Raw genomic sequence first — 20,710 nt, forward strand, 5'->3', positions numbered from 1 at the left:
CGCGGTGATGGCCTGGGCGACGTTGGCAAACCCTTCTTTCGAGCCCAGCGTCGCCACGATCTGGGTCTCGGGATTGAGTTTCACGCCGAAGCGCCGGTCGTAATAGGCCGCCTGCGCCTTGCGCAGGCCGGTAATTCCGCGCGACGCCGAGTAGCGATCGGTTCGCGGCTTTCCCAGCGTTTCCTTGAGCTTTTCGATGACATGGGGAGGCGTCGGCAGGTCCGGATTTCCCATGCCGAGATCGATGATATCGGCGCCGGCATTTCGCGCAGCCGCCTTGGCCCGGTTGACCTGCTCGAACACGTAGGGCGGCAGGCGGCGGATGCGGTAAAACTCTTCCATGGGACCTTGCTCCGGCAACCGGTAGGACAGATTCGCCAACACATCTTGCAACGAAACCGGGTCTGGCTTCGTCCAGAAAACGCGTAAAATCAAAGATTTAGTGCGAATTCATGCGCGAATTCTGGAATCTGCCCTGATTTGCGGTTGAATTGGGTTCTTTTACCACGGACGCCCCGCCGCGCCAGCGGTCAGATCACTTCGCGGCCGAGTCTTTGGCGGCGGCCGCGGAGGCCTGGCGTTCTCGCGCAGCCACCAGTTCGCTCTGGATCTTGGCCCGCTCGGCCGGATTCATCGCAGCCTCGTCGCGATCGGGAGGCAACTGGTTCACCGGCAGATAGGCACCCGTCTCCTTTGCACGCGCCGGCGCATCGGCTGGCGTTCCGACCAACGGAAGATCAGCGATCGATATCGAGCAGCCGCCAAGCGTCAGCGCTGACAGCAGCAGCGCTCCCCAGGCCAAGCCTCGTTTTTTTCGATCCACCGACATCCGTCCGCCAGTTCCCAAAACGCGTAGTTTTTCAGCCGCCAATGCCTATTTGAACGGCTGTTGCCGCGACGCCCAAACCATTGTCGCCCGAAATCATTAAATCCCAAACAACAAATCGCATCCCTGCGGCCTCAATATGACAGAACCAAGATGGTTGTCGCAGTGCAGCACAGGGGTTGCCGAGAATGGGTTCGGAATTGACTTGGAAAATGTCATCGCGATCTGCGCGGTGACGAACCGGAAATGAACCTATAGTGTCAGATCATGGCTGACGTCACGATCGAAACCAAGACTGCGGAGAAGTTCGACCCCGAGGCTTTCGCGATGAACCTCGCGCGGGCGATGGAGAGCAGCGGCCAGGCGCTGGCCGCCTATCTCACGCCGCGTGAAGGTGGCGATTCAAAGGACAGGCCGCCGAGCGAACTCAGCGAGGTCATCAAGACCTTCAGCGCGGTGGCGGAATATTGGCTGTCGGACAACGACCGATCGACGGACCTGCAGACCAAGATCGCCAAGGCCTATCTCGATCTGTGGGGCTCATCGGTACGCCGCCTCGCCGGCGAGCAGGCCCCGCCGGCGATCGCGCCATCGCCACGCGACAAGCGATTTGCCGACCCCGAATGGAAATCAAACCAGTTTTTCGATTTCGTGCTGCAACTCTATCTGCTCACGACGCAGTGGGCGCACGACCTGGTGCGCAACGCCGAAGGCCTCGATCCGCACACCCGCAAGAAGGCCGAATTTTACGTCCAGCAGATTACCAACGCGCTTGCGCCATCCAATTTCGTGCTGACCAATCCGGAAGTGCTGCGCGAGACCTTGACGTCCAACGGAGAAAACCTCGTTCGCGGCATGAAGATGCTGGCGGAAGATATCGAGGCCGGGCACGGCTCGCTGCGCATCCGCCAATCCGATCCCTCCAATCTCGCGGTCGGCGTCAACATGGCGACGACCCCGGGCAAGGTCATCTACCAGAACGAGCTGATGCAGTTGATCCAATACGCGCCTTCCACGGAAAACGTGCTGCGCACGCCGCTTCTGGTCGTGCCGCCGTGGATCAACAAATTCTACATCCTCGATCTCAAGCCGGAAAAATCCTTCATCAAATGGTGTGTCGATCAAGGCCTCACGGTGTTCGTGATTTCCTGGGTCAATCCGGACAAAACGCTCGGAGCAAAGACCTTCGAGGATTATATGAGGCAGGGCCCGCTGGCGGCGATGGATGCGATTGAGCGGGCAACCGGCGAAATGAAAGTCCACACCATGGGCTACTGCGTCGGGGGCACCCTGCTCGCCTCGACGCTGGCATGGCTCGCGGAAAAGCGCCGCGTGCGCGTGACCTCGGCGACCTTTCTGGCGGCGCAGGTCGATTTCACCCACGCCGGCGATCTTCTGGTGTTCGTCGACGAGGACCAGATTTCGGCGCTGGAGCGCGACATGCAGGCCTCCGGCGTGCTCGAGGGCAGCAAGATGGCGATGGCCTTCAACATGCTGCGCTCGAACGACCTGATCTGGTCCTATGTCGTGAGCAACTATCTGAAGGGAAAATCACCCTCATCATTCGATCTGCTGCACTGGAATTCGGATGCGACGCGAATGCCGGCGGCGAACCATTCCTACTACCTGCGCAACTGCTATCTGGAGAACCGGCTGTCGGCGGGAACCATGGTGCTTGACAACACCATGCTCGATCTTTCGAAGGTCAAGGTGCCGATCTACAATCTGGCGACGCGCGAGGATCATATTGCGCCGGCGGATTCGGTGCTTTACGGCTCGCAGTTTTTCGGCGGCCCGGTGAAATATGTCCTTTCAGGGTCGGGGCATATTGCCGGCGTGGTCAACCCGCCATCGTCAGGCAAATATCAGTACTGGACCAACGACGATATCAGGGACGTGACGCTGACGGACTGGCTCAAGGGCGCCCAGGAACATAAGGGATCGTGGTGGCCGGACTGGCGCGAGTGGCTTCAAGCCATCGATCCGGAGGAAGTCCCCGCCCGCGCCGCCGGTGCTGCCGCGCTGCCGCCAATCGAGGACGCACCGGGCAGCTACGTCCGGGTCCGCGCATAGCGCGACGATCGGTGTTCGAATAGGATACATCGTCCCGCCGCGGCGAGATTCGGAGTTTGGAATGAGGGGGAAACCATGACGCGCGAACTGTTCTGGCTAACGCTGACGGTCATTTTGACGGGACTGCTGTGGATCCCCTATGTGCTCAATCGCTGTCAGGTGCGTGGCCTCGGCGGCGCGATGGCCAATCCGTCGCGCAACGACAAGCCGCATGCGGAATGGGCCACCCGCCTGATGTTCGCGCATGACAATGCAATCGAGAACCTCGTCATCTTCGCACCCCTGGTGCTGATCCTGGCGGAGATCGATTATTCCACCAAGTGGACCGTCTATGCCTGCGCCGTGTATTTCTGGGCCCGGGTCGCGCATCTGATCGTGTACACGCTGGGCCTGCCGGTGTTCCGCACGCTGGCCTTCACGGTCGGCTTTCTGGCGCAGGCCGTGCTGGCGCTGGCGATCTTCAAGATTCTTTGAGAACGCAGCGGTCAGAAGTTTTTCCGCGCCACGACGAACAGCATCTGCGCTGACTTGCCGTCGAAGCCTCTGACCTCGCCGGTCTCGATCGACAGTGGATTCCAGCTGCCCGCCTCAGCGTAGGCGGCTTGCAGCGAATTCGGCGTTGGGTAGTTGTAATAACGACTGAGCGAATCTCGCCCTTCGGCGGCACCGGTCTTGAAGCTGGCGTAGAAATAACCGCCAGGCTTGAGCGCACGCCAGATGAGAGCCAGAACCCGCGCCAGCTCTAGCCTCGGAACATGCAGCAGACAGGCGTTGGCCCACACGCCGTCATAGGCGTCGACCTTGTCGATGTCGTGGAACAGCAAGGTCTCGACCGGACGACCGAGACGGCGCGAGGCTTCGCTCGCCATTTCCGGGGATCCGTCCGTCGGATGAGCATCGAATCCGCGGGCGAGCATTTCCGCCGAATCTGCACCCGCGCCGCATCCAAGCTCGAGAACCGTTGCCCCGGGAGCCAGCAGCGCCAGGAAGCGGATCAGGCGCGTATGCTTCGTGACCTCGCGCTCGGCATAGGCTTGGGCGTGGCCTCCGTAAAATTGAAGCGTCTGCTCGTCCATCGCACCTGACATAACACGACCTTACTGGCTTCAGTCTTACGTATCGGCAAAGCCCAGCATCAGCCGCATGTTCTGTACCGCGGCACCGGAGGCGCCTTTACCCAGATTGTCGAGACGCGCGACCAGGACGGCTTGGGGGTATTTTGGGCTGGCAAAGACATAGAGCTCAAGCCTGTTGGTTTCGTTGAGCGCTTCGGGTTCGATGTGTCCGCTGCTGGCAGCCGCGTTGTCGCGCGGCATGACCGAGACATAGGTGCTCCCGGCGTAGCGCTTCGCCAGCGTGGCGTGCAGGTCGGCGGCGCCGGGCTTGCCCGGCAGCGTATCCAGATGCAAGGGCACCGACACCAGCATGCCCTGCCGAAAATTGCCGACCGACGGAACAAAGATCGGGCGGCGGACGAGATTTGAGTAAAGCTGGGTCTCCGGCAAGTGCTTGTGCTCGAAGCCGAGACCATAGAGTTCGAAGGCCGGCGCCGTGCCGGTTTCGAAACTTTCAATCATGGACTTGCCGCCGCCCGAATAGCCGCTCACCGCATTGATGGTGATGGGATAGTCCGCCGGCACCAGCCCGGCATCCACGATCGGCCGCAGCAGTGCCACCGCACCTGTCGGATAGCAGCCCGGGTTCGAGACTTTCCGCGCCGCCCGTATCCTGTCGGCCTGGTCCGGCGCCATTTCCGGAAAACCGTAGGTCCAGTCGGCGGCGACGCGAAACGCCGTCGACGCGTCCAGCACCTTGGGTGCGGAAGCCCCCATGCCATCGATCAGCGCAACCGTTTCTCGCGCGGCCTGATCGGGCAGGCAGAGGATGACGAGGTCGACTTCCTCCATCAGCGCCCGCTTGGCCTGCGCATCCTTGCGCTTGTCCTCGGCGATGTTCCTCAGCACGACGTCGTCCTGCATGCCAAGGCGCTCGCGAATGCCAAGGCCCGTTGTTCCGGCCGCACCATCGACGAACACGCTGGGCCGCGCGGCGGCGCCGCTGGTCAGGGGTTGCCGTTTCGGCTGCTTGGTTTCGGAGAGGGTCATGACGTGTTCCTTCAATCCGCGGATACACTGACGGGGGTGGATGATTTGTAGTCCAAGTGCGGCCGCAGCGCGACCATCTCTTTTCCGAGCGTCTGCGCGGCTTCGTCGTCACGCCGTAACAATGCCGAAGCGATCGCGGCATAATCGACATCGGATTTATGCTGGTTGAGCTTGAAACTTCCCTCGATTTCCTCAACCGTCATGACCATGCCGACGATGGCCTTTTTCAGCGCCTCGAGCCGGGCCGCCGTCATCTTCGACGAGGTCCAGGGCGGTTTTGGCGCCAGCCAGTTTTCGAACTTCGCGCTGAGCAGATCGAGATGCGGACCAAGCTCGCGGTCGGACAATTTTCGCACCGGGCCTGTCAAATGCACGGCCTTATAAAGCCAGGTCGGCACCTGGTCCGGCGAGGCGTACCAGTCCGCCGAGACATAGGCGTCCGCGCCGTTCACCGCCAACAGCCAGGAGGAAGTGCCATCCGCCAGATCGGCAAGGGGATTGCCGCGCGCGACGTGAAACGCGGCGAGCGGCGTGCCGTCGTCGGCTGAAGTGAGGATGAACGGCACCGAAGAAGCGATTGGCTTGTTGCCGCTCCATGCGCAAACCGTGCCGAATCCGCGCGCTTGCGCGAAGCCAAGGCTTGCGGCGCGGTCGGGCTTGAACATGGGAGGCGTATACATGTCGAACTCCTGCTTGAAGTAGGAGCCACCGGATCAGATCGCGCTGCTTTGGAAAAGGGGCGCCGCGGACCGTATCCGGCGGCAGGGGCGATATCTTAAACGCAGACGTCCGCCCATACCGCAAAGGCGCGGCGGCGGCGAACGATGACGACATTGGTCACGGCGTTGATCATGGTCGCGGCGTATAGGGCGTTGGCCAGTTGGCGTCAAGGCGGCCGTTGCCGGCGAGATACCCCATTGTCGGGCTAAGCCACCCGCCAGAGCCATTCGGCGATTTGCCCGATCACGTCGCCGAACAGCAGCAGCGCCGCCGACCAGACCAGCGCCGATACGAAATTCGCCAATTGAAAACGCCAGTACGGCATCTCGAAGATTCCGGCCGCGAGCGGCACCGAGGCCCGCAACGGTCCAAAAAACCGCCCGATGAAAATGCTGGGCACGCCCCAGTTCTTCACAAAGGCCTCTCCGCGCGGCAGGATCTCCGGGTAACGCGACAGCGGCCACATCTGCGCGACGTGCTCCTTGTATCGGAAGCCGAACCAGTAGGAGACCCAATCGCCGAGCGCCGCCCCCATCCCGCCCGCGACCCAGACCGGCCAGAAGCTGATGCCACTGACGCCGATCAGCGCGCCGATCGCCACCAGCGCCCCCCAGGCCGGGATCAACAGCGAGATGAAGGCAAGCGATTCGCCGAAGGCCAGCAGCAGAACGATCGGTGGGGCCCAGACTTGATGGTCGCGCACGAAATCAGCGAGCGCGCGCGTAAGGTCTTCCATTCCAACAGGCCCTTCCCCCGGTAATTGGCCTGTTTAAGCCGGGCCGTTCGCCGACATCAAGTCACAAAGGCAGACACGGCGCGTGACCCTGGGCTCCGATGGAACCGCTTTCAATTCCCGGCGCGTATGATCGGATCATGGATGGTTTGCAGTCGTCGTCCGGAAGGGTCCCTCATTCATCGCGGCCCCGATTGTCGGATCCGCGATGGCGCTATTCGCCGTGATCGGCGCGTCAATGCGGACCCTACCTTCCCTTCCCGTCGGAATACGACGCTTGCATCTGCGCGCCCTGCCGTCACTTTTTAAGCTCATCCGTGGCATAGTCACGGAAATCGATTCGCCGCGCCCGCACTCCGCGCAACACATGAAAAAGCATGCACAAACCATTGAAATCAAACGCTAAAGCGAAACCTGGCAGCGATTTGTTCGGCGCCTCCGAACCCAAGGGAAGAGCGCCGCTCAAAGTCGCTTCGCGCTCGACCAGCGCGGAAGCCGGCTATACCGCGCGCGACATCGAAGTCCTCGAGGGCCTCGAGCCGGTGCGGCGCCGGCCCGGCATGTATATCGGCGGCACCGACGAAAAGGCGCTCCATCATCTGTTCGCCGAAGTCATCGACAATTCGATGGACGAGGCGCTGGCGGGCCATGCCACGTTCATCGAGGTCGAACTGGGCGCCGACGGATTCTTGACCGTCACCGACAATGGCCGCGGCATTCCAGTCGATCCGCATCCGAAATTCCCGAAAAAATCCGCGCTCGAAGTCATCATGTGCACGCTGCATTCCGGCGGCAAATTCGACTCCAAGGTCTACGAGACCTCGGGCGGCCTGCACGGTGTCGGCGTCTCGGTGGTGAATGCGCTGTCCTCGCGGCTCGAGGTCGAGGTTGCCCGCAGCCAGAAGCTCTACCGGATGGCATTCGAGCGCGGCCACCCCAAGGGCAAGCTCGAAGACCTCGGCAAGATCAACAACCGCCGCGGCACCCGAATTCGCTTCAAGCCGGATGCCGACATTTTCGGCGCCAAGGCCACCTTCAAGCCGCAGCGCCTGTTCAAGATGGCCCGTTCCAAGGCCTATCTGTTCGGCGGCGTCGAGATCCGCTGGCGCTGCGACCCGGCGCTCCTGAAGGGCCTGGAGGACGTCCCGGCCGAGGACAGCTTTCACTTCCCGGGCGGCCTGAAGGATTATCTGGCGGCTGCGATCCACGCCGATACCCTGGTGCATCCGGATATCTTCTCCGGCAGATCGGGGCGTGTAGGCGCGCACGGCGCCTGCGAATGGGCGGTGGCCTGGACCGCCGACGCCGACGGCTTTCTGTCCTCCTATTGCAACACCGTGCCGACGCAGGACGGCGGCACCCACGAATCCGGCATGCGCAGCGCAATGTTGCGCGGCCTGAAAGATCACGCCGAACGCGTCGGCCAGGGCAAGCGCGCTTCCTCCGTCACGTCCGAGGACGTGATGGTGGGCGCGGCCGTGATGCTCAGCGTGTTCGTGCGCGAGCCGGAATTTCAGGGCCAGACCAAGGACCGCCTCGCCACCGCCGAGGCCCAGCGCATCGTCGAGCAGGCCATCAAGGACCCGTTCGACCACTGGCTGTCCGGCAATCCCCTGCAGGCCAACAAGCTGCTGGATTTCGTCATCGAGCGCGCCGACGAGCGGCTGCGCCGACGCGCCGAAAAGGAGATTTCGCGCAAGACCGCGGTGAAGAAACTGCGCCTGCCGGGCAAGCTTGCCGACTGCAGCAACACGGCTGCCGAAGGCAGCGAACTGTTCATCGTCGAGGGCGACTCGGCCGGCGGCAGCGCCAAACAGGCGCGCGATCGCAAGACCCAGGCGATCCTTCCCTTGCGCGGCAAGATCCTCAATGTCGCGTCCGCCACCAAGGACAAGCTCACCGCCAACGCGCAGCTCGCCGACCTGATGCAGGCGATCGGCTGCGGCACCGGGGCACAGTATCGCGAAGAGGATTTGCGTTACGCCCGCATCATCATCATGACCGACGCCGACGTCGACGGCGCCCACATCGCTTCGCTGTTGATCACCTTCTTCTACCGGACGATGCAGCCCTTGATCGACCAGGGCCACCTCTATCTCGCGGTGCCGCCGCTCTACCGCCTGACTCACGGGGCCAAGACCGTCTACGCCCGCGACGAGGCCCACAGGGAAGCGCTGCTGAAAAGCGAATTCAACGCCAATGCCAAGGTCGATGTCGGCCGTTTCAAGGGGCTCGGCGAAATGATGCCGGCGCAATTGAAAGAGACCACCATGGACCCGGCCAAGCGTACCCTGCTGCGGGTGGTGCTGCTGACCGAAGACCGCGCAGGCACCGCCGATTCCGTCGAGCGCCTGATGGGTACCAGGGCGGAGGCGCGCTTTGCCTTCATTTCCGACAAGGCGCCGTATGCCAGCGACGATCTGCTGGACGTCTAGGGGCGACCAATTGAGGGATGGGAAGGCCGCCCCGCGTATCTGCCTTTGAATTTACAGCACTTTTTGTGCTTCATGAGCTTCCCCGCCCGGTCGTTTTCGGGCGGGTGTGCCCCCCCGGCAACAGCTTTTTGAAGGAAACCGGATATAAATATTTCCAGATTCGGTGGGTATGCCCACGGTCGAGCGATCAGTCTGGGGATTTGAACATGAAGAAATTGGTGCTGGCTTTGACGGCGATCGCGGCGTTCAGCGGTTCGGCTCTTGCGGCCGACCTTCCCGCCCGGACTTATTCCAAGGCCCCGGTGATGGTCGAGCCGACCCCGAGCTGGACCGGCTTCTACATCTTTGGCGGCGGCGGCGCCGGCTTGTGGGCCGCTGACAGCAACTCCGTCAGCACAGGCGTTGTTGGACCCTTCGGCACTTTTGGACCGGCTGGCGCTTCCCAGACCCGCGATCAACGCCTGGGTGGCTCCGGATGGTTCGGGACGGTCGGTGCCGGATATGATTGGCAGTTCAACGGCCGCTGGGTCGCCGGTATCCTCGCGGACGGCCAGTTCGGCGACATCCATGGCTCCTTGAGCGACCCCACCTTCCAAACCGAAGGTCGCGAAAAGCTTAACACCAGTTATGCGGCGGGCGTGAGACTGGGCTATCTGGTCGCGCCAAATGTGCTGTCTTACGTCAACGGCGGTTATTCCGGTTCCGAGTGGTCGGGCACCTCTCAGACGTTTTTGGGTACGACATTTCCCGTCGGTACGCAGCTCACCACGTCTTCTTTCCATCGTAACGGTTGGTTCATCGGTGGCGGCGTCGAGAACAACCTGGACCTCTTCGGAATCAATATCCCGGGTCTCTTCATGAAGACCGAGTACCGTTCGGCATTCTATGATCGCATTTCACTTCCCACGACACTTGTTCCGGGTAACGCGTTTTTTGGCGGTGGTGTGGGTCTGTCGGGCGAAGCGGTCACGTTCAAGCCTTGGACGCAGACTATCAGCACCTCGCTGGTCTATCGCTTCAACTGGAGCGGCGCTCCGGTGTCGGCGCGATACTGATCTTCCGCTAAATCATCAGCGCAAAAGCCCCGGCATCGTCCGGGGCTTTTTTGTATCTGGATGCCGCTTGGCTCGACTCGCAAACGCCGAGCCGGGGCTGGTTCAAGCCCACCCTTGAGGGTCCGTGCCGACAACCCACCGCTCTCAGACGTGGGCTGGTATTGCCTTCGATCGAAAGCTGCGCTCTACCGTTACACGGGTTTTGCGGGGCCCGGGACAAATCACACGGCGTCCCGGAATTGTCGCGGACCGAAATAAAAAACTGCCAACCGAGGAAACCCGATGCGCACCTTGCTCCTGATCCTGGGCCTGCTCGCGCTCGCCATCGGGCTGTTGTGGATCGGTCAGGGCACCGGCGTGATCAACTGGCCGCGATCGAGTTTCATGATCAGACAACTCCAGTGGGCCGGCTACGGCGCGGCGCTCTCCGCCGTCGGACTGATCCTGATCTGGCAGAGCAAGCGCTGATCCAAGCAGGCAGTACTCATGATTACCCATAACCACAGGATTTTGTGGTTATGCGAGGCTGTTGCTCCAGCCTTCTGCGAAAACTAACATCGGTGGCGATGGGTCCCTGGGTTCGCAGGGACGACATCGATTTTGGTCAGAACGCCGCGCCCATACTGGAAGGCACCGATGCAACCATCACAGTTCGATCTCAGCGGCAAGGCCGCGATCGTCACCGGCGGCAATGGCGGCATCGGCCTTGGCATGGCCCGCGGGCTTGCTGAAGCCGGCGCCGATATCGCGATCGTCGGCCGCAATGAAGCGAAGTCGAATGCCGCGGTGGCCGACCTCAAGCAGTTTGGCGTCAGGGCCATCGCCGTCACAGCTGACGTCACCGACGAGGCCGCCGTCATCGCCATGGCCGAGCGCGTCAGACGCGAGTTCGGCCGGATCGACATTCTCGTCAATAACGCCGGCATCAATATCCGCAAAGCCCCGCACGCGCTCTCGCTCGATGAATGGGACAACGTGATCAAGACCAACCTCACCAGCGCGTTCCTGTGCTCAAGGGCGGTCTATCCGGCGATGAAGGACGCAGGCGGCGGCAAGATCATCAATATCGGCTCGATGCTGTCGATCTTCGGCGCCAGCTTTGCGCCGGCCTACGCCGCCAGCAAGGGCGGCATCGTGCAATTCACCCGCTCCTGCGCGGTCGCCTGGGCCGCCGACAACATCCAGGTCAACGCGGTGCTGCCGGGATGGATCGACACCGACCTGACCCGGCGCGCCCGCGAACAGATCGCAGGCCTGCATGACAAGGTACTGGCCCGCACCCCGGCGGCGCGCTGGGGCGCGTCAACCGACTTCGCCGGCATCGCGGTGTTTCTCTCCTCACCCGCCTCGGACTTCCTGACTGGCACCGCGATTCCCGTCGATGGCGGCTTTTCGGTCATGGGATAGCAAGCCCGGCATCAGCCGGCGGACACCGGCGAATGCACATGCTCAGGGCGCACGCCGAGCGCAACGAATCGTGCGGTGATGCCTTGCAGCCAGGGCACCGCATTGACGACCCGCACAAACAGCGGAAGCCGAAGCGGCTGATCGCCCGGCTTGAGCGCCACGCTGATGAGCCTGTTCTGCACCACCACCTGCATCGCCTGCGTCACCCGCACCGGAAACTCGCGCCGCCGGCGCACGGCATCGAGCTCGTGTTCGGACGGGCAGCCGCTCGTCAATTTGTCGGCCAAAAGATTCGCGGTCGCGACCGCATCCTGGACCGCGAGGTTGACGCCGACGCCGCCGACCGGCGACATCGCGTGCGCGGCATCTCCAATGCACAATAGCCCCGGCCGCGTCCATCGTTTCAGCCGGTTGATGGCGACCGTCAGCAGCTTCACGTCATCCCATGTCTTCACGGCAGGGATTCCCGACGCCAGGATCGGCGCCATACCGATCACATCGTCGCGGAATGCATCGAGGCCGCGCGCCTTGACGGCGTCGTATTCTCCCTTGGCGATGACATAGGCGCATTGCCAATAGTCGCCGCGGTCGAAGGTGATCAGCATCTTGCCGGTCTCGACTCGCGCAAACAGGCTTTCGTTTTCACCTTCGCGCTTGCCGGCGCGAAACCACAGCACATCCATCGGCGCCCCGATCTCTGTCACCTCGAGGTCGGCGCGCTGCCGCACGATCGAATGCCGGCCGTCGCATCCGACGGTAAGATCGGCGCGGATGTCGACCGGCCCCTCCGGCGTTTCGGCGTTGACCCCGATCACGGTATCGCCCGACCAGATCAGATCGGTCGCCTCGGCATTCATCATGACCTTGAGCGAGGCAAAGCGCTTGCCGCTCGCGCGCAGGAAATTGAGAAAATCCCATTGCGGCATGAAGGCAATGAAGGGGTAGTTGACCTTCAGACGGCTGAGATCCGCCACGCGGATCGAAGTCGCGCCGAATTTGCCGTCCATCCTTTGCAGTTGCTGATGTGGAAGCTTGAGGAAGCCGTCGATCAGGCCCAGTTCGTCCATCACCTGCAGCGTCGAGGGATGCACGGTGTCGCCGCGAAAATCCCGGAAGAAGTCGGCGTGTTTCTCCAGCACCACCGTCTCGACGCCAGCCCGTCCCAAGAGATATCCCAGCATCATGCCGGCGGGACCGCCGCCGACGATGCAACATCGGGTTCGGATGCTGCGCCCTTTGGGTCGCTCCGCAGAAGTGCCTGCGTCCATGATCCGACTATCCCCCGCAATCGATCGTAGCGCCAGGATGCGTCCGGGACATGCTCAGTCTGATGAAGTCACAATTCCCTTGTCAAGTCCAAGCATGGCTGGGCAAAGGACGCCGTCGCTTCCGCTCGCCTATAGCCGTCCGAAGGACGGCGTCGCTTCCGCTCGCCTATGACCGAGGCATCCTCAATTGTTGCTGCGGTTTGCCGTGCGAAAGCTCTTGATCTCCGACACGCTGCCGTCACGATAGGTCAGTTCCACCGAGACCGACTGGGTCTGCGGCGCCAGCTTCTGGTAGAGCTGGGCCCCATACGGAATCGCGCTGGGATCGTTGAGATCGCAAGGTGGCATCTTCAATATCTTGTCCGGCACCGCGCTATCGATGCCGATGCGCACCTCGCGGATCGCGCAGCGATACGACATCAGATGCGTGTAGTAGACCAGAAGCCCGTTGAACTCGCGAAACGACAGCCAGCTGGTCGCGGTCATGTCGAGGATTTTTCGCTGGTCATGGATCAGCGCGGCTTCGGGATCGAATTTGATCGGAAACGGCCCCTGCAATTCGCCGGATACGTCGACGTAACGGACTTGAATCGTCGCTGCCGGCGCATCGGGGGCCAATTCGATCGACGGATTGGGCATCCGCTTGCGGGTTCGCGGATCGAGCGTGTCGAGGAAACCGGTCTCGCGGAAGTCGCCGGCTTCCCCCATCCGCCAGGAAATCCCCAGCGTCGGATCGGCGATCGAAAACACCACGGTCCAGCCGCCATTGTGGCGGGAGAACATCGCGATCGGCGCATTGACGCTGTCGTTGGACGGCGCGGCGCGCGGCAACGACACCGGCGGCAGCGCGGCAAGCTTCTGCGGCGGCTCGGCCGGCTTTGCCGCGGCCTCGGCCTGCGCCTTCGCCACGCCGTTCAGGAACACGTCGTCGACCATCTGGTCGAAATAAACCGGGATCTGCTTGTGGCTCACGGTTTCGGCCATCTCGCTGACAATGCGGCGGGTGTGCTGGGCGACCTGAACCAGGTTCTCGCCGGGTTGCAGCAGTTCCCTGGCGAAGGTCCGCGTGAACACCGAATTCGGATTGGCGTCGTTGCTGGAGAGACGATCAAGCGCGGTCTGGCGGGGGCCTGCCGAGAACACTGAAAACACGCCCTCCGGCAATTGCGTCATCGGCGCGAGACCGCCGCCGCCGGCCACCGCGCGGGTCCCTGCCCGCTCGAACGGATTGTTGCGGCAGGCATCGAACACCAGGATGGCGGTGCGAACTTTCTTGTTCTGCAGCCGTTCGATGACGCGGTCGGCGAGCACTGAGGCATCGCGCACCAGCTCTTCCTGGCCTTCGCTCGCCGCCGGCACATCGGTCGGCAGCAGAAAATTCTGGCCGGCAATTTCAAATCCGTGTCCGGCATTGTCGAAGGCCAGCAAGGTTTCACTGAACGCCTGCCGGGTCTGATTTTCAGCGACCATGACGGAAAAGCCAAGCTGCTTGAGCGTCTCGCCCATGGTGCGGGCGTCGTTGACGGCCTTTTGCAGTTTTGGGACGTTCTTGTAGTCGTTGTTGCCGATCAGCAGCGCGACGCGCTTTTCGGCGTGCGCGGGCTGAGCGAGCGCCAGTAACGACGCCGTAAAACCCAACGCCAGGACGGCCCGCAGCGACAGCCCGTTCTTCATCCGTTTTCCCCGCCTTGCACGACTGGCCTGCGGCTCATGCAAACCGCCTATGCCGTAGTCGGCAAAGCTTCCCCGCCGGTTCAATCGCGGCAGGACAAGGGAATTGGCCCCTATTTTCCGTGATTGCGAGCGTGAGCAGGTAGCCCGCGTGACCGGTGCCGAGCAGGCCACCAACCGCTTCCGCCCAAATAATAATGGATCAACGACTGGTCGGCCGCGGCGAGCTTTGAGGGCGAGTTATCGAGTGTCACCACCAGCTACGCCGGCAAGAGCGTGGTGCGATAGGCACGGTGGAGCGGGCAGCAATTCACGGCGAATAGTCGCTACTTTCACGGGAGGACGGGGTAATTCGACCGCATTGATCCAAAAAACATTAAGCTTTTTCAATGCTTCCCGCAGCTGCTCCATTGACTTTGGCCAATTCGCGCCTATGTTCCGGCTTGACGCGGCCCGGTATCGAAACGCGATATCTTGATCAAGCCGCCTGTCTGCGTATCCAAAATCCCGTGCAAATTTGCGTGCCGTTCCGGGGTTGAGCGCGACAGTCTTTTTCGGGATTCCAAGCGGCGGTATCTACCAGAGGCTCAATGTCTTTTTCCCATCTCGGCTTGTCCGACAAGGTGCTCGCCGCCGTCGCGGCCACCGGTTACACCACCCCTACCCCCATTCAGGAACAGGCGATTCCCCACGTTCTGGCCCGCCGAGACGTCCTCGGCATCGCCCAGACCGGCACCGGCAAGACCGCTGCCTTCGTCCTGCCCATGCTCACCATGCTGGAAAAGGGCCGCGCCCGCGCCCGGATGCCCCGCACCCTGATCCTTGAGCCGACGCGCGAACTCGCCGCCCAGGTCAAGGAGAATTTCGACAAATACGGCGCCGGGCAGAAGCTCAACGTGGCACTTCTGATCGGCGGGGTTTCGTTCGGCGACCAGGACACCAAATTGACGCGCGGCGTCGACGTCCTGATCGCAACGCCCGGCCGGCTGCTCGACCACACCGAGCGCGGCGGGTTGCTGCTGACCGGCGTCGAGCTGCTCGTCATCGACGAGGCCGATCGCATGCTGGATATGGGCTTCATTCCCGACATCGAACGCATCTGCAAGATGATTCCCTTCACCCGGCAGACCCTGTTCTTCACCGCGACCATGCCGCCGGAAATCCGACGCATCACCGAGACCTTCCTGCACAACCCCGAGAAGATCGAAGTATCCCGGCCGGCGACCACGGCGGTCGGCGTGTCCCAGTTCCAGGTCAGCGTCGGCCGTGAACCGCACGAGAAGCGCGAGGTGCTGCGGCGCCTGCTGCACGACGCCAAGGATCTGCAGAACGCCATCATCTTCTGCAACCGCAAGCGCGAAGTGGCGCTGCTGTACAAGTCGCTGCAGAAGCATGGCTTTGCCGTTGGCGCCCTGCATGGCGACATGGATCAATCGGCGCGCACCGCCGCGCTCGATCAATTCCGCAAGGGCGAAATTCCGCTGCTGGTGGCCTCCGACGTCGCCGCCCGCGGCCTCGATATTCCCACCACCAGCCATGTCTTCAATTTCGACGTTCCCCATCATGCCGACGACTACGTCCACCGCATCGGCCGCACCGGGCGGGCCGGCCGCGCCGGCACCGCGATCTCCATCGTCACGCCGCTCGATCAAAAGTCGATGATAGCGATCGAGAAGCTGATCGGACAAAGCATCCCCCACGCCGAAGGCGGCGCCGGGGCCGAGACAATCGAGCGCACGGCAACCCCGTCCGATGGCGGTGAGCAGGCGCGCGAAGCGTCAAAAGCAGGCGGCAGAGAAGGTTCACGCGGCGGCCGCAAGCCGCGCCGTGAACGCGAACCCCGGCGCTCCGGTGGAGGCCGCCATTCCACCCCGCAGGCGCCTGCGGCAACATTCACACCGCCGGTTCCCCCGCCGGCGTCACGCACGCCTTCGATCGGCCGCGCGCCCGCCCCGCAAACCTCGCCTGAGCCGTCATCGTCAGAACCGGCCGATCACTCGCATCTCCCCGCATTCCTGCTGCGACCCGTTCGCGCGCGGGTCTAAACCTAAAATTTCGCAACTGCGAAGGCCGACGGGAACCCGTTTACGGGTCGTTCATCAACCTCCGTTAGCCTGTTGCGATTATTTTAGTGATTGGTGCGGGAGCGCGCAGCATTGTCTGCCGCTTGGGGACGTGATCAGTGCTCGACGAACATGAACGCACGATGGCCTTCGCTGAATTGGCGCTTGGCCAGATCAGATCGCTGCGGCAAACCGCCGTACCCCGCAACTATGAAATCTGGTACGTCTACGCCACCGGCTACAATGCCCCCCTCAACAAGATCATCAACGAGACCCTGGCGCGCAACGGCAAGCTGACCGAGGCCGATCTCGAGCAGATCTACGAAACCTACCTTTCCCACATCAAGACCACCGACCGCATCGACAAGGTCGGCGCGCGCGTGATCGGCGAAATCGACGACGTGATGCGGCTGATTGGCGATGCGCTGGGCATGTCCGCGAGCTATGACGCCACGCTGTCCGGGGCGGTCAACAAGCTCTCCAGCGCGGAAACCCGCGACCAGGTCAAGGCGATCGTCGAAACGCTGGTGAAGTCCACCAGCGAAATGCGCGACACCAACAAGGCGCTGGAAGAGCGGCTGACGCTGTCGGTATCGGAGATCAGCAATCTCCAGCAGAGTCTGGAGGCGATCCGGGCCGAAAGCCTCACCGATCCCCTCACCGGGCTCGGCAACCGCAAATATTTCGACCGCTCGATCGATATGGCGGTTCAGAATGCGCTGGCGACCGGCGATCCGCTTTCGCTGCTGATGTTCGATATCGACCATTTCAAATCGTTCAACGATTCCTACGGCCATCTCACCGGCGATCAGGTGCTGCGGCTGGTCGGCCTGTCGCTGAAACAGACCATCAAGGGTCAGGACATCACCGCCCGCTACGGCGGCGAGGAATTCGCGGTCGTGCTGCCCAACACCGCGCTCCGCCAGGCACTGACGGTCGCCGATCACATCCGGCGCGCCGTGATGTCGAAGGAATTGAAGAAAAAGTCCACCGGCGAAATTCTCGGCCGCGTCACCATTTCGGTCGGGGTGTCGATGCTCAAGCCAGGCGACGACACCGACTCCCTGATCGAGCGCGCCGACGCCTGTCTCTACGCCGCCAAACGCAATGGCCGCAACCGCGTCATCTGCGAGGCCGACCCGGAATACGTCGCCGAGACCCGCAGCCAGGTCGCCTGAACGAAGGCGATTCCGGGAGTCGTCCCCGCGAACGCGGGGACCCATACGCCGTGTAATATCGTTCGGGCAGAACGGCAGATACCGTCTGCAACAATCAACGCCTGTGGTTATGGGTCCCGGCTCGCGCTCGCGATACTCGCTTGGCCGGGACGACGCGTGACTTTGTTTTCTTGGCCACGGGCTTCTTTGCTGCAGCTTTCTTCGCGCCCTTGCGCGGCTTTGGACGCTTGCGCAGCGCCGCGCGCTGCGCCGCGGCCAAAGACGCCCTCGCCCAAGCAGCCAACTCCTCTGAATCATCGAATAGCCGCGCCGGCAATTGCCAGTACGAGTTGACGGTGACGGTCTTGGCTGTCGTCCTCTGTTGATACTGGAACGGCCCCGATCCCTCGGCTTCGAATTGCGGAATATTGTGTTCGTCGGCTCGGAAATACAGGCCGGCCCGCAGCGCCAGCGCAAAATTGATCCCGTCGGCTGAAATGCCGAATCCGGAAAACATCCGGCGGATCGTCACGGGACCGAAGTCGGCGAACAGATCGATCAGGAAATCGCGGTCCATGGGTGCTCACTCTACGACAGTTCCAAACTGTCGTTCCGGGGCGATGCAAAGCATCGAGCCCGGAACCTCGAGATTCCGGGTTCGCGTCTTCGACGCGCCCCGGAATGACGAAATCTGGAATCGCCGCTTACCGTCTCACCATGACGATGAAGCCTCAGCCCTCAACCTTCGCCGCGGTCAGCTGCACCGATTCGCCGCAGCCGCAGGCGCCGGTCTGGTTTGGATTGTTGAAGATGAACTGGGCCTGCATCCTGTCGGCCTTGTAGTCCATCTCGGTGCCGAGCAGGAACAACACGGCCTTGGGATCGACCAGGATCTTGACGCCCTTGTCCTCCACCACCTCGTCGGTCGGGCGGACGTCATGGGCATATTCGACCGTATAGGATTGCCCGGCGCAGCCGCCGTTCTTGATGCCGACCCGCAGGCCCACGATCTCCGAATCGGCGCGCCGGGTCAGTTCGGCGATGCGCTGGGCTGCAGCCTCCGTCAATTTCATCACCTGCGGACGGGGACGCGGTTTTGCCTTGGCAGCGGGAGTTGGTGAGGCCGGTGTCATGTTGGTCATCTATTCAATCCTCGCAGCCTATCAATGCTGCTTCCTGCTATTGCGGCGTGCTTTCGATCCGAATTCAATTCACCAACGCAACGCATCACCACATATTGAGGACGAGGCGGGCCTCGTCGGACATCCGGTCCGGCGTCCACGCCGGATCCCACACCAGATTGACATTGACGATGCCGACGCCGGGAACGCTGGCGACCGCATTCTCCACCATGGTCGGCAATTCGCCGGCCGCCGGACAATTCGGCGTGGTCAGCGTCATCATGACGTCAACGCTGCGGTCGTCCTTGAGGTCGACCTTGTAGATCAGGCCTAGCTCATAAATATCGGCCGGAATTTCCGGATCGAACACGGTTTTCAGCGCGGCGACGATTTCGCGGCTGAGCCGCTCGGTTTCCTCGGCCGGCAACGCCGACTGGGTTTCCATGTTGCTGGTCTTGGCTTCGAGATCTTTGACTTCGGCTGTATCGGTCATGAGAACAATTCCCGCGCCTTGATCAGCGCCTGTGCCAGATGGTCGATTTCTTCGCGTGTATTATACATCCCGAACGAGGCCCGGCACGTCGCCGTAACGTTGAACCGCTCTAAAAGCGGCATCACGCAATGGGTTCCGGCGCGCACCGCGATGCCCTGGCGGTCGATCACGGTCGCGACATCATGGGGATGGGCGCCCTTCATCTCAAACGAGATCACCGGTCCCTTGCCCTTTGCCGTGCCGATCATGCGCAGCGAGTTGATTTCGCGTAAGCGCGCCTCGGCATAGGTCAGAAGATCGTGCTCATGCGCGGCAATGCGTTCCTTGCCGATCGAGTTGACGTAATCGATCGCCGCGCCCAGCCCGACCGCTTCGACGATCGCCGGCGTTCCCGCCTCGAATTTGTGCGGCGGATCGCCATAGGTGACCCAGTCCCTCGCGACCTCGCGGATCATCTCGCCGCCGCCGTTGTAGGGCCGCATCGCCACCAGATGCTCGTGCTTGGCGTAGAGCACGCCAATGCCGGTCGGCCCGTACAGTTTGTGGCCGGTGAAGACGTAGAAATCGGCGTCGATGTCCTGCACGTCGATCGCGAGATGAACCGCGGCCTGGCTGCCGTCGACCAGCACCGGGATGCCCCTGTCATGGGCAATCTTCACCACATCCTTGACCGGCACGATGGTGCCGAGCGCGTTCGACATCTGCGTGATCGCCACCAGCCTGGTGCGCGGGGTCAGCAGTTTTTCGAATTCCTCGATCAGGAAATTACCTTCGTCATCCACCGGCGCCCATTTGATTACCGCGCCATGGCGTTCCCTGAGAAAATGCCAGGGTACGATGTTGGAATGGTGCTCCATGATCGAGAGCACGATCTCGTCGCCGGCCTTGATGTTCGGCTCGCCCCATGAGGAAGCCACGAGGTTGATTGCTTCGGTCGCGTTGCGGGTGAAGACGATCTCTTCGCTGCGCCTGGCGTTGAGGAATTTCGCCACCTTGGCGCGGCCGCCTTCATAGGCTTCCGTCGCCGCATTGGCGAGGTAATGCAAACCCCGATGCACGTTGGCATATTCGGTCTTGTAGGCTTGCGTCATGCGCTCCAGCACCACGTTGGGCTTCTGCGCGGAGGCGGCATTGTCGAGATAGACCAGCGGCTTGCCATAGACCTTCAGCGCCAGCGCGGGAAAGTCCTCCCGCACCCGGGCGACATCATAGGAACCGTTCGAGACCGCCGGATGCATGGTCATCCCCGTGCCGCCAGCCAGCGCTGCGCGGCCAATATCGTGAGTTCACGCAAGGCGTCGTTTGCGATCTGTTCGATCGCCTCGCCGACGAACGCCTGGATCAGCAGCGCCTGTGCCTCCTTCTCGGACAGGCCGCGCGCGCGCAGGTAGAACAGCAGGCTTTCGTCGAGCGCGCCGGTGGTCGCGCCATGGCCGCAGGTCACGTCGTCGGCGAAGATTTCCAGTTCCGGCTTGTTGTCGGCCTCGGCCTCGTCGGACAGCAGCAGCGCCCGCGTCATCATCTTGGCGTCGGTCTTCTGCGCGCCGGGGCGAACGATGATGCGGCCCTGGAACACCGAATGG

21 protein-coding genes are annotated in these 20,710 nt (G+C 62.3%); 8 read left to right on the forward strand and 13 right to left on the reverse strand.

The features are described 5' to 3' along the window. Both E8A46_RS15150 and E8A46_RS15155 read right to left on the reverse strand, forming a co-directional pair. The coding region (locus E8A46_RS15150) for an aminotransferase class I/II-fold pyridoxal phosphate-dependent enzyme (RefSeq protein WP_291562044.1) at window positions 1–342 on the reverse strand (342 nt) is incomplete at its 3' end. Window positions 343–535: 193 nt separating this feature from the next. Beyond that, window positions 536–829 (reverse strand): hypothetical protein, encoded by a 294-nt coding sequence (locus E8A46_RS15155; protein WP_291562047.1) that lies wholly within the window; start codon window positions 827–829, stop codon window positions 536–538. A 264-nt stretch (window positions 830–1,093) separates the two neighbouring features. On the opposite strand from E8A46_RS15155, the gene phaC reads away from it, so the two are divergent. Together phaC and E8A46_RS15165 are read left to right on the forward strand one after the other, a co-directional pair. After that, a complete protein-coding gene (gene phaC / locus E8A46_RS15160; RefSeq protein ID WP_291562051.1) occupies window positions 1,094–2,899 on the forward strand; it encodes a class I poly(R)-hydroxyalkanoic acid synthase in 1,806 nt (601 codons plus the stop codon). A gap of 75 nt (window positions 2,900–2,974) precedes the next feature. Further along, entirely contained in the window at window positions 2,975–3,373 is a 399-nt protein-coding gene (locus E8A46_RS15165) for an MAPEG family protein (protein WP_291562054.1), read from the forward strand. An 11-nt stretch (window positions 3,374–3,384) separates the two neighbouring features. On the opposite strand, the gene E8A46_RS15170 is transcribed toward E8A46_RS15165, so the two are convergent. The 4 genes from E8A46_RS15170 to E8A46_RS15185 all read right to left on the reverse strand — a co-directional run bounded on the left by E8A46_RS15170 (window position 3,385) and on the right by E8A46_RS15185 (window position 6,460). Beyond that, window positions 3,385–3,975, reverse strand: a complete 591-nt coding sequence (locus tag E8A46_RS15170) for a class I SAM-dependent methyltransferase (protein WP_291562057.1) — start codon at window positions 3,973–3,975, stop codon at window positions 3,385–3,387. A 36-nt stretch (window positions 3,976–4,011) separates the two neighbouring features. Continuing rightward, complete coding sequence (gene argC, locus E8A46_RS15175) at window positions 4,012–5,004, reverse strand: N-acetyl-gamma-glutamyl-phosphate reductase (RefSeq protein ID WP_291562060.1); 993 nt, start codon at window positions 5,002–5,004, stop codon at window positions 4,012–4,014. A gap of 11 nt (window positions 5,005–5,015) precedes the next feature. Next, entirely contained in the window at window positions 5,016–5,684 is a 669-nt protein-coding gene (locus E8A46_RS15180; RefSeq protein WP_291562063.1) for an FMN-binding negative transcriptional regulator, read from the reverse strand. Window positions 5,685–5,929: 245 nt separating this feature from the next. Further along, window positions 5,930–6,460 (reverse strand): DedA family protein, encoded by a 531-nt coding sequence (locus E8A46_RS15185; RefSeq protein ID WP_291562065.1) that lies wholly within the window; start codon window positions 6,458–6,460, stop codon window positions 5,930–5,932. Window positions 6,461–6,834: 374 nt separating this feature from the next. Between E8A46_RS15185 and parE the strand changes: the two genes are divergently transcribed. From parE to E8A46_RS15205, 4 genes are all read left to right on the forward strand, one after another. Then, window positions 6,835–8,892: a DNA topoisomerase IV subunit B gene (parE, locus tag E8A46_RS15190; protein WP_291562068.1), complete on the forward strand. Its 2,058-nt coding sequence runs from the start codon at window positions 6,835–6,837 to the stop codon at window positions 8,890–8,892. A 206-nt stretch (window positions 8,893–9,098) separates the two neighbouring features. Next, window positions 9,099–9,947, forward strand: coding sequence for a porin family protein (locus tag E8A46_RS15195; protein ID WP_291562070.1), 849 nt, complete (start codon window positions 9,099–9,101; stop codon window positions 9,945–9,947). A 282-nt stretch (window positions 9,948–10,229) separates the two neighbouring features. Then, window positions 10,230–10,415, forward strand: a complete 186-nt coding sequence (locus E8A46_RS15200; protein ID WP_291562073.1) for a hypothetical protein — start codon at window positions 10,230–10,232, stop codon at window positions 10,413–10,415. Window positions 10,416–10,583: 168 nt separating this feature from the next. After that, window positions 10,584–11,354 carry a glucose 1-dehydrogenase gene (locus E8A46_RS15205; protein ID WP_291562075.1) on the forward strand — a complete coding sequence of 257 codons (771 nt, stop codon included), beginning with the start codon at window positions 10,584–10,586 and terminating at the stop codon, window positions 11,352–11,354. A gap of 11 nt (window positions 11,355–11,365) precedes the next feature. Here E8A46_RS15205 and E8A46_RS15210 read toward each other — a convergent pair whose 3' ends face one another. Further along, entirely contained in the window at window positions 11,366–12,622 is a 1,257-nt protein-coding gene (locus E8A46_RS15210) for an FAD-dependent oxidoreductase (RefSeq protein WP_291562078.1), read from the reverse strand. A 183-nt stretch (window positions 12,623–12,805) separates the two neighbouring features. Further along, the gene (locus tag E8A46_RS15215; protein WP_291562081.1) at window positions 12,806–14,296 is read right to left on the reverse strand and encodes a caspase family protein; all 1,491 of its coding nucleotides are present in this window, start codon (window positions 14,294–14,296) and stop codon (window positions 12,806–12,808) included. Between the two features lie 587 nt (window positions 14,297–14,883). Here E8A46_RS15215 and E8A46_RS15220 point away from each other — a divergent pair. Together E8A46_RS15220 and E8A46_RS15225 are read left to right on the forward strand one after the other, a co-directional pair. Continuing rightward, window positions 14,884–16,338 (forward strand): DEAD/DEAH box helicase, encoded by a 1,455-nt coding sequence (locus E8A46_RS15220; protein WP_291562084.1) that lies wholly within the window; start codon window positions 14,884–14,886, stop codon window positions 16,336–16,338. Between the two features lie 161 nt (window positions 16,339–16,499). Next, window positions 16,500–17,534 (forward strand): GGDEF domain-containing protein, encoded by a 1,035-nt coding sequence (locus E8A46_RS15225; RefSeq protein ID WP_291562096.1) that lies wholly within the window; start codon window positions 16,500–16,502, stop codon window positions 17,532–17,534. Window positions 17,535–17,628: 94 nt separating this feature from the next. On the opposite strand, the gene E8A46_RS15230 is transcribed toward E8A46_RS15225, so the two are convergent. The 5 genes from E8A46_RS15230 to E8A46_RS15250 form a co-directional block, all read right to left on the reverse strand. Further along, the gene (locus E8A46_RS15230; protein WP_291562086.1) at window positions 17,629–18,090 is read right to left on the reverse strand and encodes a TfoX/Sxy family protein; all 462 of its coding nucleotides are present in this window, start codon (window positions 18,088–18,090) and stop codon (window positions 17,629–17,631) included. Between the two features lie 154 nt (window positions 18,091–18,244). Next, window positions 18,245–18,655, reverse strand: a complete 411-nt coding sequence (locus E8A46_RS15235) for an iron-sulfur cluster assembly accessory protein (RefSeq protein WP_291562087.1) — start codon at window positions 18,653–18,655, stop codon at window positions 18,245–18,247. Window positions 18,656–18,740: 85 nt separating this feature from the next. Beyond that, the gene (locus E8A46_RS15240; RefSeq protein WP_291562089.1) at window positions 18,741–19,127 is read right to left on the reverse strand and encodes an SUF system Fe-S cluster assembly protein; all 387 of its coding nucleotides are present in this window, start codon (window positions 19,125–19,127) and stop codon (window positions 18,741–18,743) included. After that, on the reverse strand, window positions 19,124–20,371 hold the full coding sequence (locus E8A46_RS15245) for a cysteine desulfurase (RefSeq protein WP_291562092.1): 1,248 nt from the start codon (window positions 20,369–20,371) through the stop codon (window positions 19,124–19,126). Before E8A46_RS15245 ends, E8A46_RS15240 begins: the two co-directional genes overlap by 4 nt. Further along, window positions 20,368–20,710: SufD family Fe-S cluster assembly protein (locus E8A46_RS15250; RefSeq protein WP_291562094.1), on the reverse strand; the 343-nt coding region annotated here is incomplete at its 5' end. The genes E8A46_RS15250 and E8A46_RS15245, both read right to left, overlap by 4 nt.

Source organism: Bradyrhizobium sp., from assembly GCF_004799445.1.
Classification (GTDB): Bacteria; Pseudomonadota; Alphaproteobacteria; order Rhizobiales; family Xanthobacteraceae; genus Bradyrhizobium.